At 44.8% G+C, this 14,326-nt stretch carries 12 protein-coding genes; 4 read left to right on the forward strand and 8 right to left on the reverse strand.

Features of this window, described 5'->3' with window-relative positions:
* Positions 1 to 34: 34 nt before the first annotated feature.
* Both AACT18_RS02755 and AACT18_RS02760 read right to left on the reverse strand, forming a co-directional pair.
* The gene (locus tag AACT18_RS02755; protein ID WP_017046015.1) at positions 35 to 274 is read right to left on the reverse strand and encodes a hypothetical protein; all 240 of its coding nucleotides are present in this window, start codon (positions 272 to 274) and stop codon (positions 35 to 37) included.
* 209 nt (positions 275 to 483) lie between these two features.
* Complete coding sequence (locus tag AACT18_RS02760; RefSeq protein ID WP_094125347.1) at positions 484 to 846, reverse strand: NADH:ubiquinone oxidoreductase; 363 nt, start codon at positions 844 to 846, stop codon at positions 484 to 486.
* 796 nt (positions 847 to 1,642) lie between these two features.
* On the opposite strand from AACT18_RS02760, the gene AACT18_RS02765 reads away from it, so the two are divergent.
* Both AACT18_RS02765 and AACT18_RS02770 read left to right on the forward strand, forming a co-directional pair.
* On the forward strand, positions 1,643 to 1,852 hold the full coding sequence (locus AACT18_RS02765; protein WP_010318975.1) for a cold-shock protein: 210 nt from the start codon (positions 1,643 to 1,645) through the stop codon (positions 1,850 to 1,852).
* A gap of 70 nt (positions 1,853 to 1,922) precedes the next feature.
* A complete protein-coding gene (locus AACT18_RS02770) occupies positions 1,923 to 2,468 on the forward strand; it encodes a YaeQ family protein (protein WP_094125621.1) in 546 nt (181 codons plus the stop codon).
* A 191-nt stretch (positions 2,469 to 2,659) separates the two neighbouring features.
* Here AACT18_RS02770 and hmpA read toward each other — a convergent pair whose 3' ends face one another.
* The gene (hmpA, locus tag AACT18_RS02775) at positions 2,660 to 3,847 is read right to left on the reverse strand and encodes an NO-inducible flavohemoprotein (protein WP_094125622.1); all 1,188 of its coding nucleotides are present in this window, start codon (positions 3,845 to 3,847) and stop codon (positions 2,660 to 2,662) included.
* 203 nt (positions 3,848 to 4,050) lie between these two features.
* Between hmpA and norR the strand changes: the two genes are divergently transcribed.
* On the forward strand, positions 4,051 to 5,637 hold the full coding sequence (norR, locus tag AACT18_RS02780) for a nitric oxide reductase transcriptional regulator NorR (RefSeq protein WP_094125336.1): 1,587 nt from the start codon (positions 4,051 to 4,053) through the stop codon (positions 5,635 to 5,637).
* 93 nt (positions 5,638 to 5,730) lie between these two features.
* On the opposite strand, the gene AACT18_RS02785 is transcribed toward norR, so the two are convergent.
* From AACT18_RS02785 to AACT18_RS02800, 4 genes are all read right to left on the reverse strand, one after another.
* Positions 5,731 to 6,609 carry a mechanosensitive ion channel family protein gene (locus AACT18_RS02785; protein WP_094143029.1) on the reverse strand — a complete coding sequence of 293 codons (879 nt, stop codon included), beginning with the start codon at positions 6,607 to 6,609 and terminating at the stop codon, positions 5,731 to 5,733.
* 210 nt (positions 6,610 to 6,819) lie between these two features.
* Entirely contained in the window at positions 6,820 to 8,052 is a 1,233-nt protein-coding gene (gene pepT / locus AACT18_RS02790; protein ID WP_094143031.1) for a peptidase T, read from the reverse strand.
* A gap of 198 nt (positions 8,053 to 8,250) precedes the next feature.
* The gene (locus AACT18_RS02795) at positions 8,251 to 9,459 is read right to left on the reverse strand and encodes a NupC/NupG family nucleoside CNT transporter (RefSeq protein ID WP_013868046.1); all 1,209 of its coding nucleotides are present in this window, start codon (positions 9,457 to 9,459) and stop codon (positions 8,251 to 8,253) included.
* 586 nt (positions 9,460 to 10,045) lie between these two features.
* Entirely contained in the window at positions 10,046 to 11,863 is a 1,818-nt protein-coding gene (locus tag AACT18_RS02800) for a hybrid-cluster NAD(P)-dependent oxidoreductase (RefSeq protein ID WP_094124985.1), read from the reverse strand.
* A 208-nt stretch (positions 11,864 to 12,071) separates the two neighbouring features.
* Here AACT18_RS02800 and pyrC point away from each other — a divergent pair, with 208 nt between their 5' ends.
* Positions 12,072 to 13,100, forward strand: a complete 1,029-nt coding sequence (pyrC, locus tag AACT18_RS02805; protein WP_088729749.1) for a dihydroorotase — start codon at positions 12,072 to 12,074, stop codon at positions 13,098 to 13,100.
* Positions 13,101 to 13,173: 73 nt separating this feature from the next.
* On the opposite strand, the gene rlmC is transcribed toward pyrC, so the two are convergent.
* Positions 13,174 to 14,322 (reverse strand): 23S rRNA (uracil(747)-C(5))-methyltransferase RlmC, encoded by a 1,149-nt coding sequence (gene rlmC / locus AACT18_RS02810; RefSeq protein ID WP_176428323.1) that lies wholly within the window; start codon positions 14,320 to 14,322, stop codon positions 13,174 to 13,176.
* Positions 14,323 to 14,326: the final 4 nt, after the last annotated feature.

Consider the following 14,326-nt stretch of genomic DNA (forward strand, 5'->3'; position numbering starts at 1 on the left):
GGTTAGCAAACAGCAATGTTCGCTCATTTCAACCTCATAGTGAGGGCCAGAAGGTCAGTACAGCAATCCGCAACACAATAGCGGTAACAATGAATGCCACTCCCAAGCGGTACCACTTATATTCCTCAATTGACATGGGAATGCGACGATAAAACATCGTGATGACACCTTTCCAGTCATGGCTACGTTTACCATACCGCACAATACTCGTCAGAATAAAAATGATGCCCAGTATTAAGATAACTTTCTCTGCCCAAAATAATCCGATGCCCATAGTACTTCCTTGTTCAGGAGATAAATAATCATTGCCAACAGTGTATATCGAAAAGATGAGCGCCACTCTTGGACAAAAGTCTAAAGTGCAAAAGCACCAAAAGGGCCCAGTGAGGAAGCCCTTTTGCATTAACAGAAATAATTTAGTTCACTATCACATTAACCATCTTACGCGTAAATTACGCATAAAGACGCTATGCATTAAGTGCGCTACGCGTGATGCGCCGTTGTTTTAGAGATTGCAGAGGTTAATTTATCTCGATAACTGAACCAGAGGTATGTCACGACAATAGAGAAGAAGAGATACGACAAAGCAAAGATAAAAGGCGATGTGATCAATTGCGCCGATATCCCCCACGCAACACCGATAATGGTCACTGTCAATTTAGCAAGAAGCCCACAGATGAGAAGAAAAAGGGCAAACTCCGGCACTTTAGTACTTCGAAACGCAAACCAGTAACAACTGCCTACTGCGAGTGACGAGATGTAAAGCCCAAGCAAAAATGAATGAAAGTGATCAGCAGAGGCCACACCCGCCGAGACAGACGCCATTAAAATCAGTATTAGTTTCATGTTGTAAACCTCTCTTTTTATGAGAAAGTATCCATTCATTTTCGAAAACTCAGTTTACATACATTTTCCTCCATTAAATAAGAATTTCAAGTTCAAAAAACAAGCAATTTTTCCTTGTTGGCTTAGAATAAAACAATTGTTAATCAGTGGTTAACAATAGAAAACCCGAAAATTAGATGGGACATGGCATTACCCAAAAAAACACTTCAAAATGGAACTAATTGTAACAATTATTTAACCGAGTAAATATTTCATTGAAAGTGCAAATTTGTGATGTGTACAGCGCAACGTTCCGAGTTGTCGCCAAAACAACTTGAAGATGCTATTTGATAGGGAAAAATTTCCTCAGTTTTGAGGAGAGTCATTCAGCCCAAAAAGAGAGCCATTAAATAGGAAAGTAAACCTAACCCTTCTCCTCACTCAATGAACATTGGCCAGTAATAAACGGCTTCAACCATCGAACTCATCTGACCACTAACTCTGGCTAAAACTTCAACTATGTCAATGGGTAATAGAATAGTAATGTTAATTTCAAGCCTCATCATAAGAAAATGCAACATAGAGCATAAAACCTAACAATTTTAAGAAAGTTTTTCGAGTTTTATCGAGTTATGATTGACAAGATAAAAGTTTGAACTAGACTTTGCACTAGCTAGAAAGCAGTTCTTTGTATACACATACGTCTCGTTGGATTACTTGTAACTCCCCCGTCGTGTCGTACGCAATAGCAATCTACTTTTCCACGCTATCCGCGCCGTATTCGGCTGTAAAATTTTTTTTGATTTTGGGTATAAAAATGGCTAACACAGTTACTGGCACAGTAAAATGGTTCAACGAAACTAAAGGTTTCGGTTTCATTCAACAAGAAAACGGTCCAGACGTATTCGCACACTTCAGCCAAATTAAAGGTGACGGTTTCCGCACTCTTGCTGAAGGTCAAAAGGTAGAGTTTGAAGTAGCTCAAGGTCAAAAAGGCCCTCAAGCTGAAAACATCCGCCTAGTATAATTTTTACTAAGTATTCTAATAGCCAGCAATTTGCTGGCTATTTTCGTTTTTACCTCTTGGCATTCTTCCAATGGCTCTTAAACCGACAATCTATAAGTTCCGTATTGCGCTGACGGATACTAATCGCGATCATTATGACTCTTTAAATCTCACCATTGCTCAGCATCCTTCAGAAAGCAACGAACGAATGATGGCACGCATTTTGGCGTTTTGTCTTAATGCTTCACCCGAGCTAACATATACTAGAGGACTTTCTTCCATTGAAGAACCTGACCTCTGGCTAAAATCATTAGATGACCAAATTCAGCTCTGGATTGAAGTCGGCGAACCCGATGCTGATCGCATTAAAAAAGCCACACGGCTTGCAAAACAGGTGAAAGTCTACAGCTTTAACACGAAATCACAGGTTTGGTGGGAGCAAAACAAGGGAAAGTTCTCTCACCTCAATGTCGATCTATTTCGATTTGATGCTGCAGCGATTGAAAAACTCTCTACTTCCTTGAACCGAGGTATGGATATTTCAGTGATGATTAGTGGGTCTTCTATTTTTATTGATAGCGATAGCCATTCCGATGAAATTACTTGGCAAGCACTACAAATAAAAAGTGAGCATTAATTCCCAGCCCACTTTTCAGTATTTATACCCAAACAACTTGAAGTTGCAGGTAGACGGCAAGTGAGCTCATCCCCATGAGCATAGATAAACTATGTGATTGGGGTAAGCGAACGTAACCAACACCGCTGCAGCTTTAAATGGGAAGGGTATAGGCCCTTAAAAGAGCCTAGATTTAGATAGCGCTTTATACTTTATAAATAGGCGTGTGGACCAAAGACTTCGTAATGGATACGCTCTCTTGCTACGCCAAGCAATTCAAGCTGTTCAACAATGAACTGCATAAAACCAACGGGGCCACAGATATAAAAATCCCCCTGTGTTAGCGGCAGTTGCTCGCAAACTTCATGCAAGATCATAGAACCTTGCTTGGCTGGTGTTTGCTCACTTTTCAGATACCAGACCACTTGCTGCCATGATGGATGCACCGCCATTAATGTCGCGGTTTCATCAATAAAGGAGTGTTGTGATAAATTGTTGCAAGCATGCAGATACGTCACCTCTTTTTTTCCTACTGACGCAAGCTGTTGAAGTATGGCTTGCATCGGTGTTGCCCCGACACCTGCAGAGATAAGTACAACGGGAGCGAGCTTCTCAACATAGAAAAAATCACCCGCTGGCGCATAAAGTTTCACTCGACTGCCTTTTTCAACATAATCATGTAAATAGTTAGAGACTGTCCCAGGATGTTCAGTATCCACGCCTTCACGCTTCACAGAAATGCGGTAGTTTTTTCCATTAGGTTTTTGTGACAAGGAATATTGACGAATTTCACTGTATGGCGCACCTTCCGGCTTAAGTTCAACCCCAATATACTGACCTACCTGATAATCTAATACAGCTTTACCATCAGCAGGCTCAAAGATAAAGCTAGTGACGAATTCAGACTCTTTCACTTTATCTTGCAACACAAACTCACGCGCGTTCTCCCAACCACCGATCGCCTGCTTACGCTGTAAGTACAACTCTCCTTCTCTATCAATAAAGACTTGCGCTAAAAAGAGATAAGCCGCCGTCCATGCGGCTTCAACGTCAGGAGTAAAGGCATCGGCAGCAAGCTCTCGCAACGTTTCAATAAGGTGATGACCGACGATTTGATAGTGCTCTGGCTGAATGTTAAAGCTGGTGTGCTTTTGGGCAATACGTTCCACTGCACTGGTTAATGCGGCGAGATTTTCAATATTTTTCGCATACGCGGCAATCGCCTCAAACAGTGCAACGCCCTGACGGCCAGTATGTTGATGGGTCATATTAAAAGTATCTTTTAGCTCAGGATTGTGAGTAAACATTCTCTGATAGAAATGAGCCGTAAGCGCTGACCCGGCAGATTCAAGCAAAGGAATGGTACTTTTGACAATGGCGATGTGTTGATTATTGAGCATATTGAGCTTTCTCCTCAGATTTTATAAATGGCGAATTAGATTCGCTCTGATACTGAAGCTTGTATAGCACAAAGCATACCAACATTAATCTATTGATTTTTAAATAGAAAATAAAAAATCATTAAATAATCAGGTCAAAATAACACTTCAAAAAATGTCATTATGACACTACAATATCTAAAAACATCACCTGAGTGCTTACCATGCAAGATTTTTCCATCTCTACCTTGATTGAAATGACCATAGGACTCGCAAGTGGTTTGAATGATCAAGATAGGTTCAATCGCCTGCTTGATGCGATTCGTAAAACCATTCAATGCGACTGTGTGATGCTGCTTTCACGCCAAGGTGATTTGTTAATCCCCCTTGCGATGCAAGGTTTGACTCGCGATACCTTAGGCCGACGCTTTTTAATTGATGAACATCCGCGCTTTAGTGAGATTTGCCACGCTGATGGGCCGGTTATTTTCGATGCGAATTCATCACTACCCGATCCTTTCGATGGTTTATTAATGGATCATGATGGCGACCTTCCCATGCACTCTTGTATGGGCCTGCCCCTTTTGTTTGGTGACAAACTGCTCGGTATCTTGACGCTTGATAGCCTTAATCCCAACATGTTTGAGCATATTCCCAAACGCAGCCTAGAAGCGTTGTCGGCAATCGCGGCCTCTACCTTGAAAATGGCACTGACCTTTTCTCAACTTGAAGCACAAGCCAAACAATCACAGCAACGCTTAGAAGAGCTGAATGAAGAAGCATGGGACAGAGAAGGTGGAGAGATCATCGGTTCAAGTGCGTCGATGCTGGCCATGAAAGCCGATTTGGAAGTGGTCGCCCCTTCTAATTTCAACATTTTAATCCATGGTGAAACGGGTGTCGGTAAAGAGCTGGTCGCACGAACACTGCACCAACTATCAGCGCGTAAACGCCAACCCCTTATTTATGTCAACTGCGCCGCAATTCCAGAAAACTTGGTCGAAAGTGAACTATTTGGCCATGTCAAAGGAGCCTTTACTGGAGCAGAACGGCATCGCTTAGGCAAGTTTGCATTAGCCGACGGTGGAACCTTATTTCTCGATGAAATCGGTGAACTGCCATTGGCTGCCCAAAGCAAGATTTTACGTGCATTGCAGAACAATGAAATTCAGCCCGTAGGACAAGATCATGTCCAAACTATTGATGTACGGATATTGGCAGCGACAAATCGAGATTTAAAGCAAGAGGTGGAAGCGGGAAGATTCCGAGCCGATCTTTACCATCGACTCAGCGTATACCCTGTTCATATCCCTCCGCTAAGAGAGCGAAATGGTGACGTTACCTTGTTGGCAGGTTATTTTTTAGAGCAAGCGCGTCGCAAGCTCGGTATCACACAGCTCAAAATCGATCCCAACGCACTGGCTGGGTTACTCAACTACTCATGGCCCGGTAATGTTCGCGAATTAGAACACGTGATCAACCGCGCAGCGCTGAAAGCACGAGCCAGACAAGGCTTACAAGCGTTGATCACAGTCAACAGCTACGACATAGGTGAGTTAGATTTCAGCCTACCCCTGGTTAACACGCCAAGTACGTTGAGCGACACAGAAACCACAGCGAAGGTGTGGCAACGTGGGCTGCGAGAAGCAACGGATGAATATCAGCGTAAATTGATCAGTGAAGCATTGACCCAATCCGATTTCAATTGGGCAAAAGCGGGAAGATTATTGCAAGTGGATCGCGCGAATCTCACTCGGCTTTCAAAACGCTTAGGGATTTCGGTGAAAAAAACACACGCAATTGAGCGTTAATCTCACTTTCATCACTAATATATCTTTTCTCACCCAAACAGTAATTGCAGGTAAGACGCTCACCATACTGTGTGAGCGCTCATTATTCGGCGGTTAGCTACCCACTTCACTCGGCAGCACTTCTGTTGCAACTAAAGCGCGTGGAAATGCGTTTTCATACGCTTGCATAAAGTCTTGGCGGATCAGTTGCTCTAAATGGTTGGCCCGCTCTGTTGGGCAAAAAATCATGAAATGCACGATCTGTTCTCCTGCGGCTGCGCTGCTGATCTGAATGTGCGGCTCAGCACTGGGCAAATCTACACCCGCATGTTTTTCAATCATGCTGTTATAGCGCCTTGCAACATCAATAAAATGGGCAAAGTGGCTCTCAATCTTTTCATGCATAATCGGCAATAAAGGATACAAATTTACAAATTCAGGCACTACTATCGAAAAGTTATGAAACACATAACGCTTCATAAAATTAAGGTTTTTTACCGGAAACGAGAAGAACATACTGTTTGGCAAGGTCGCAGTTTTTCCAGTGTAGTGGTATTGACCATGATTCAAGTCGATTTCTTGGATCACGGTTGCCATCAAGTTGTGTTCGATCACTTCACCGCTCAGTTTTCCGACTTCAATCCAATCCCCGATACGAAATGAGCGAGAGCTCGCTCGCTGAATTGAACCCGTAAAACACAAGATGATCTCTTTTGATGCGACTACAATGGCGACCGCTATCGCAGTCACTGACAGTGCAAATTCGTTGATCTCCGATTGCCACAATACGAAGAGGATGACCAAAGTAAACGCAAAGGTGCCATTCTTGGTGCGTGACATCCATTTACGCTGCTTTTCGGTAATCAGTGCGACATCGCCACGAATTTGAGAAAGCACAACTCGCCGCGTCAAAATAATCAACGTTATGATTAAAATACTAAACACCAATTTATGAGTGATAAGAAAGTCCCACACCGCGACCACTTTCTCCATATCAATCCCCTTCTTTTATTTTTATGCATAATGAGCAGCAACACATCTAAGCCACTAGAGAGCAGCAGATTGAGATCGTGTTAGAAATTTTAGAAAGGTATTGTAACTGAGTGAATAGTTAACGTCGGCATAAGGCGCAATTATTATGCGCCCTGTCATAGCTTTGGAAGAGAAACTCCCTTTGAGATTGGCGAAAGGAAAGGTTTGTTATCAGTGTTGATTCGCCAACGCTGTCTTTTCAGCCAGTTTTACAATCACGTTTACCGCTTGTTCCATCCCTTCAATGGTAATGAATTCATGAATACCATGAAAATTATAACCGCCAGTGAAAATATTAGGGCATGGCAGGCCCATGAATGAGAGCCTCGCACCATCCGTACCACCTCGAATAGGTTTGATCAGCGGTTCAACATCACAAGCAATCATGGCTTGTTTAGCCAGTTCAATGACTTGTGGATGAGGCTCGACCATCTCTTTCATATTGAAATAGCTGTCCGTCACAACCAACTCAACTCGTCCTTTCTCAAGACGGGCATTTAACTGGTCCACTTGCTGCTGCATAAACGCTTTACGAGCTTCCAAGCCTTCTCGTTCAAAGTCTCTAATAATGTAACCCAAGGTTGAGCGAGCCACACTCATCTCTGCGGATTTTAAATGGTAAAAGCCTTGATAGCCCTGCGTGGTCTCTGGGGTTTGATCGGCTGGCATCATAAGCTGAAATTGTGCGGCGATGTTGATGGCATTCACCATTTTATCTTTCGCGGTCCCAGGGTGAACATTCACGCCATAGCAAATAACATCAGCGCTCGCCGCATTGAAATTCTCATACTCCAACTCACCCACCGGGCCACCATCAATGGTATAAGCCCACTGTGCGCCAAACTTCTCCACATCAAATAAGTCCGCGCCCCGGCCGATCTCTTCGTCGGGAGTGAAACCGATACAAATATCACCATGTGCGATGCTTGGGTCGGCAATTAACCTCTCAATGGCCGTCATAATTTCAGCGATGCCTGCCTTATTATCGGCACCAAGCAGTGTGGTGCCGTCAGTTGTGATCAGATTGTACCCATGCAGTTGATGCAAATCCGGGTATTGAATAGGTGACAGCACCTCATCCCCTTTACCTAAAGCAATGTCTCCACCTTGATAATTCTCCACAATTTGCGGCTTAACGTGTTTGCCTGACGCGTCTGGCGCGGTATCCATATGTGCAATAAAACCAATCGCAGGAACAGAGTAATCAACATTCGATTGCAACTTCGCCATAACATAGCCGTGTTCATCAACCGTAGCATCGGTTAAGCCTAATGCGATTAATTCTTCATGCAGTGTATGGGCAAACGTCATTTGCCCTACTGAACTCGGGCAACGGCGGCTGGCAGGGTGAGATTGAGTATCAAAAGAGACATAACGCAAAAAGCGTTCAACAAGATTTTCCATAGCAAGCACTCAATAAGTTAGCATGTCAGCGTATCGCCTATGTTGGGATACGCAGTTAATTGCAAGCTATACTACGCGCTCATCAGAAACGGAATTTGCTATAAATCAGCTTTTCAGCAATTACTGAGGTGTCAATCATTCAAAAAAGGGATCAAAAATGCCCACCACAGTGAGCATTGAGAGAAGCAAACAGGGCGTTTAAAGCAGAATGAAAATGCCCGCTAGACATGCACTCATTAAGTTAGCTAGCGTACCTGCAATCACCGCTTTAATACCTAAATTCGCGACTTCTGCACGGCGTTCAGGAGCGATAACCCCGATAGAGCCTAATTGGATCGCGATAGAACCAATATTGGCAAAGCCGCACAGAGCAAAAGTGATGATAACTTGGGTGTGTTCCGACAACAGCGCTTTGTGGTCAACAAAATCAATGAAAGCCACAAATTCGTTCATCACCACTTTTTGCCCAATGTAAGAGCCCGCCATCAAGACTTCATGGCTTGGTACACCAATCAACCAAGCCAGTGGTGAAAATAGATAACCGAACAGCAGTTGCAAGGTTATACCGTTCAAACCCAATAACTCACCGAAACTTTCAAGCCCAGTGTTAACCATCGCAATCACGCTCACAAATGCAACCAGCATTGTACCGACGGCCACCGCCACTTTCATGCCATTCATCGCCCCACTCGCCAGTGCGTCAATCACATTACTTTCTTGCGCTTTATCCATCTCAATATTGGTTTGATCAAGTGGAACATCGCGCTCTGGTACGATGATTTTTGCCATCATCAAACTGCCGGGTGCCGCCATAAAACTGGCTGCAATAAGGTATTTAAGCTCAACACCTAGACCGGCATAGCCACCCAACACGCTACCTGCGACAGAGGCCATACCTCCGGCCATTACGGCAAACAGTTCTGAACGTGTCATGCGCGACAAAAAGGGACGCACAAGCAGTGGTGATTCGCCTTGTGACAGGAAAATGTTACCCGTAGCAACCAGAGATTCTGCTTTGCTCGTACCTAAAAATTTTTGAATACCACCACCGATAAACTCGATGACTTTTTGCATGATACCAAGGTAATAAAGGGCAGAGATAAGAGCGCTGAAGAAAATGATGATAGGCAGAACACGAACAGCAAAAATAAATCCGGAATCAGCTAAATCACCGAATAGAAAGCGGATTCCTGCATCAGCGAAACCCAGCAAACTCGACACACCGCCGCTGATGCTGGCTAGTGCGCTTTGTCCCCATGGGAAGTAGAGCACCAGCGCGGCAAAACCAACTTGCAGCAATAAAGCACGTGATACGGTTTTCCAATTGATGAAAGATCGATTTTCAGAGAGCAGGTAGGCGCAAGCGATCAGCGCTAAAATGCCGACGAGGCCAAAAAGAATATTCATTGTATTTACCTAGTTTGAAATTTGGAAATAAGGGTAGAACCAAAAAACTTGGCAAAGGAGGAATCATTGTCCTTTTGCACAACAAAAGCATGACAAAAAGAGGGGTATGCGAACATATTGTTCATCTAAGATCACCTTATACAAGCAGAGGAACTTAGCTGGTCCAGTCCTTGGGGTCATTCACATTTCCGTGTGACGGCTTGTATGGGTTGAGCACCGGCTCATAACCGGGCGGAAAGTATAGCGAACAAAATGAGAGTTTCATCACATATTTTTACGCAAACGTTCAAGCGCTCATTTATTCGACAGTTATTCTAAAAAAACATCAAACACAGGCAAGATTGGATGGAAAATAAACAAAAAAATATGGAATTTTCATCACAAATTTAAACTAATTTAACTATATAAAAACGAATAATTGGTATTTCTGTACTTTGCCAACTAGCTTTAAGAGAGTCACTTTGAAGAGACTGAAACGGTTTCGAATAAAAATCACTAGCAACGTCACGCCTCTTGCGGTCAACACTGACCCAAGAGGCATTTTTATTGGACAAAGTCACTGTAGTGCAACAGCGTGAGGCGAAAACTAGTTTACAACCTCAATATCGGTTTCAGGAATACAACAACACGCTAAAGCGAAACCAAGATGACGTTCATGCTCAGGCAGTGCTGGCACGTCAGGTTGATGCACTTTGCCCGACTGCACAGTCACCTTGCACGCACCACAGAACCCTGCTCGGCAACTGTTGGCAATCGCAATGCCAGCGGCTTCGGCTTGATCTAATAAGGTCGTTTGGTTATTACCCTCAAATACATGGCCATTGACGCTCAGTTGTAACGTTTTCAGCTCAGCTGCGACGGTGTGCGCCACACCAAATGCTTCTTGGTGGTAAGATTCTTCCGCAAGCCCTTTTTTCAACAATAAGCTTTTTGCTTTCTGCATAAAACCATCAGGCCCACACACAAACACTTGGCGAGCAGTCACATGTTGGATTTGCTTAAGATGGGATAAAGAGAGCCGACCTTTCAGCCCCAACCAATCGATGGGAGCTTGAGTAAGCGAAATGAAGACTTTCAACCCCGGATGTCGCTGCTTAAGCGCTTCAAGTTCAGCCCTGCAAGGAATATCCTCAATACCGCGACATTGATGATAAAAGACCACATCTTGAATTTGTTGATTATCGGCAAGATAGCGCAACATCGATAACATAGGCGTCACGCCACTTCCAGCCGACAACAGTAACAACGGTTGTTGGTGCTGAGTCGACAGATGAAACGAGCCATCCGGTGATTGCGTGGTCAATGTACTTCCTACCCGCAAGTGATCAAGCAACCAGTTAGAAACTCTACCGCCATCAATACGTTTGACTGAAATCGCTAACCGACCCGGGCGCGATGGGCTAGATGACAAAGTGTAGCGGCGCGCCACGTTCTCGCCATCGATCACAACTTCGATTGGTAGGTGCTGCCCAGGTTGATAATTTGGCATTTCACCCTTTTTCGGCTCTAGCCAGAACGTGACAAAATCACGCGCAATCGCTTCACGCTCAACACAGGTCATCACATGGTGACTCATGCCCAAATCTCGATAAAACTCTTTCTCTTTGTACTCAAGCACCTCAACGCTGTCGCCAACGCGAATCATTCCCTCATTTTTTGCGACTAAATTTTGCCCAAAAAACACCCCACCTCTTTCGTTAGCGCGAAATTGTGACAAGGTTCTTAGCGGCTCTTTGGTTGGACGAAAAGCCCCTTTATTCACATCAACAGTAGTGAGAATACAGCGTTCGCAAGGTTTTACCGCTTCAAATTCTACCTCACCAATTCGGATCCGCTTCCAGCTGTCTTCAGCGAAAGGCTCATCGGTTCGTACCACTAGATTGGTACGAAATTGATCCATGCTGTGCACTTCAGGGCTGCGGCGATTAAGTTCATCAAGTGAAGCTTGGCTGATGACCAGCACTGGATAGCCATCAGCAAAACTGACATTGTGACCCACTTTTTCACGCATTCGGTTTGATTGCTCTCCGGTAAACAGCAACTCAACACGCTGGTCTAACACTTGGCTAAACCAATCATCCGCTTCATCGGTTGTGGTGTAAGCGGTAAAGTTATCGTCCCACACTTGCGCTGGAGAAGGTTGCATTTTGAAATCTGCATAACGCAGTTTTAACGGAGATTGGTTCACCGCCGTGAAGATCAAACCATCCGCAACCAGTATTGAATTCACCTTAACCATATTTGGATATTTACGCGCAGTGACCATTGAACCATCAGCTAACGCGATCATAAAGCGTCGATCAAAAGCCAGCCCCTGTTTTTCAACCCAAGCGGCGGACTGCGATAGGCCACCTATCGATTTGACTGGGTAAACGTTAATTTGTGAGAGTTGAGCTGACGACATGGCCTATCCTTATGCTTTTTTGAAGGTATTTTTATAACGCGATGATAATGGAAATCGCCAAAGCTGGCTAACCCTATGGAAAATTAAAGGATGAAATTCACCCCTGTTTCCTCTATCATCCTGTCGCTTAAACGTAAGCGATTGCGCGCACATTAAAAGCGAAGCCCGTTTAAGCTCCAATCAATTTATTTTCCGGTGGGAGCAACCAATGAAAACATTAACGATTACTCGTCCAGACGACTGGCATGTTCACTTACGTGATGGTGATGTGTTGGCCGATACAGTACGAGACATCAGTCGCTACAACGGCCGTGCACTGATCATGCCCAATACGGTCCCGCCGATCACCACCACAGAATTAGCATTAGCGTACCAACAGCGCATCATGGCGCAAAAACCACGTGATTCTTTCAAGCCACTCATGGCGCTTTATCTCACCGATAACACGACACCTGATGAGATCCGCAAAGCCAAAGCTTCTGGCGCTGTCGTGGCAGCCAAACTTTATCCGGCTGGGGCGACCACCAATTCAGATTCTGGCGTAACCTGCGCTCAAAATATTTACCCTGTATTGGAAGCGATGCAAGACGTTGGCATGCTGCTGCTGATTCATGGCGAAGTAACCGCTCACGATGTGGATATTTTTGACCGAGAAAAAGCCTTCCTCGATACAGTGCTTGCTCCTATTGTTAATGATTTCCCAAATCTGAAAATAGTGTTAGAACACATCACCACCGCCGATGCTGCCGAGTTTGTACAAAATGCGAACCAGAATGTAGCGGCAACGATCACGGCGCACCATCTACTTTATAACCGCAATCACATGCTTGCTGGTGGTATTCGCCCTCATTTTTACTGTTTGCCAATCCTTAAGCGCAACACCCACCAGCTTGCGCTGATTCAGGCAGCGACATCGGGCAATAAGAAATTTTTCTTGGGTACTGATTCTGCGCCTCATGCCAAAGGCAAAAAAGAAGCAGCTTGCGGTTGCGCTGGATCGTACACAGCGCACGCAGCCTTAGAGTTATACGCAGAGGTGTTTGAGCAAGTTGGTAAAATTGGCAACCTTGAAGCGTTTGCCAGTCACAATGGCCCTGATTTTTACGGCCTACCCCGTAATAACGACACCGTTACTTTGGTCAAAGAAGAGTGGCCAGTCGCTGAAAGTATGCCATTTGGCTCAGATATTGTGGTGCCGATCCGCGCCGGTGAAACGGTCGCGTGGGCAGTAAAATAGCCCATTAATGCATCAAAAAGGGAAGCCGCGGCTTCCCTCTCTTTATCATTATCATTTTTGCACTACACAGCGCTTATCTCAGCTTAGGCTGACGCTCTAACAGCACCATCACTTCGCTATGATCGGTATGTGGAAACATATCAAACCATTGCAGTTTTTTGGGTAAGTAGCCCACAATACCTTGCATATCAGTGATCAGCGTTTGCGGGTTACAGCTTGAGTAAATGATGTGTTTGGGTGATAAAGCCACCAATCGCTCAACTAATTCAATCCCTAAACCACGACGCGGAGGGTTGACTAGCACCAGATCAGGCGCGATTGATTGAGCCTGTGAGAATTGGGCAGAATCCAGCGCAGCAAAGTCTAAATTGGTAATGCCCATCGTCTTGGCAGAGCGTTTAGCACTGGCAATCGCTTCTGGTTCAATTTCAATGCCTGTGACTGCCGTGGTTGAGCTGGCACAATGCAGGGCAAAACCACCCACGCCACAAAACAGATCCCACATGTGACTTGGGTTTATCTCTCTCACCCAATCACGCGCCGCCGCGTACAACTGCTTCGCTACATGCGGGTTGGTTTGGAAAAAACTTTTCGGGCGAATAACCATAGGCACCTGATTAAACTGCTCAATCAAATACTCACACTCGGTTAAAAAAATCTCTTCTTCACCTTCTAGGCGCGCCATGTGGATGGGTTGAAGGTTAACTGAGACGACGCGAATGGTTGGAAACTGCGCCTGAAGCCGCGCGAGGTTTTGCTCAACTCGGCCTAAAGCTTCGCGGCTTCTCAGTACAAAACGCAGCATAAACTCACCTGAATATTCGCTGCGTGTGAGCAATATGTATTTGAGTTCGCCTTTCTTCTTGGCTTTATTATAGGGAGGAATGCCCGAGCTACGGATCCAATCTTGTAGATAAGTTAATAGCACTTGTGTCTCTTGTGGGTAGAGAGCACATTGCACTAACGACACGGGCGTTGATTGCCCATCAACCATGGATTCAACACCCAAGATCGGTGCATGAGCCGCGCCAAGAGCCACCATTTTCGCTTTGTTACGAAAACCCGTCTCTTCACTTATGACAGGTTCTAGCCACTGCTGTGGCATCTGCGTTGAAAACAGCGCTTTTAGTGCCAAATCTTTGCGCTTCACCTGCTCTGAATAAGAAACCGCGCAATGAGTACAAGAACGGCACAGCTGTTGATCAAAAAACGCACACTGCATAATG

This window comes from Vibrio sp. V04_P4A5T148 (genome assembly GCF_963875605.1).
GTDB lineage: Bacteria > Pseudomonadota > Gammaproteobacteria > Enterobacterales > Vibrionaceae > Vibrio > Vibrio anguillarum.

Bases quoted from the DNA above. Each gene is read 5' to 3' on its own strand.
- AACT18_RS02755 (WP_017046015.1), bottom strand. From the start codon at position 274: ATGGGCATCGGATTATTTTGGGCAGAGAAAGTTATCTTAATACTGGGC.
- AACT18_RS02760 (WP_094125347.1), bottom strand. From the start codon at position 846: ATGAAACTAATACTGATTTTAATGGCGTCTGTCTCGGCGGGTGTGGCC.
- AACT18_RS02765 (WP_010318975.1), top strand. From the start codon at position 1,643: ATGGCTAACACAGTTACTGGCACAGTAAAATGGTTCAACGAAACTAAA.
- AACT18_RS02770 (WP_094125621.1), top strand. From the start codon at position 1,923: ATGGCTCTTAAACCGACAATCTATAAGTTCCGTATTGCGCTGACGGAT.
- hmpA (WP_094125622.1), bottom strand. From the start codon at position 3,847: ATGCTCAATAATCAACACATCGCCATTGTCAAAAGTACCATTCCTTTG.
- norR (WP_094125336.1), top strand. From the start codon at position 4,051: ATGCAAGATTTTTCCATCTCTACCTTGATTGAAATGACCATAGGACTC.
- AACT18_RS02785 (WP_094143029.1), bottom strand. From the start codon at position 6,609: ATGGAGAAAGTGGTCGCGGTGTGGGACTTTCTTATCACTCATAAATTG.
- pepT (WP_094143031.1), bottom strand. From the start codon at position 8,052: ATGGAAAATCTTGTTGAACGCTTTTTGCGTTATGTCTCTTTTGATACT.
- AACT18_RS02795 (WP_013868046.1), bottom strand. From the start codon at position 9,459: ATGAATATTCTTTTTGGCCTCGTCGGCATTTTAGCGCTGATCGCTTGC.
- AACT18_RS02800 (WP_094124985.1), bottom strand. From the start codon at position 11,863: ATGTCGTCAGCTCAACTCTCACAAATTAACGTTTACCCAGTCAAATCG.
- pyrC (WP_088729749.1), top strand. From the start codon at position 12,072: ATGAAAACATTAACGATTACTCGTCCAGACGACTGGCATGTTCACTTA.
- rlmC (WP_176428323.1), bottom strand. From the start codon at position 14,322: ATGCAGTGTGCGTTTTTTGATCAACAGCTGTGCCGTTCTTGTACTCAT.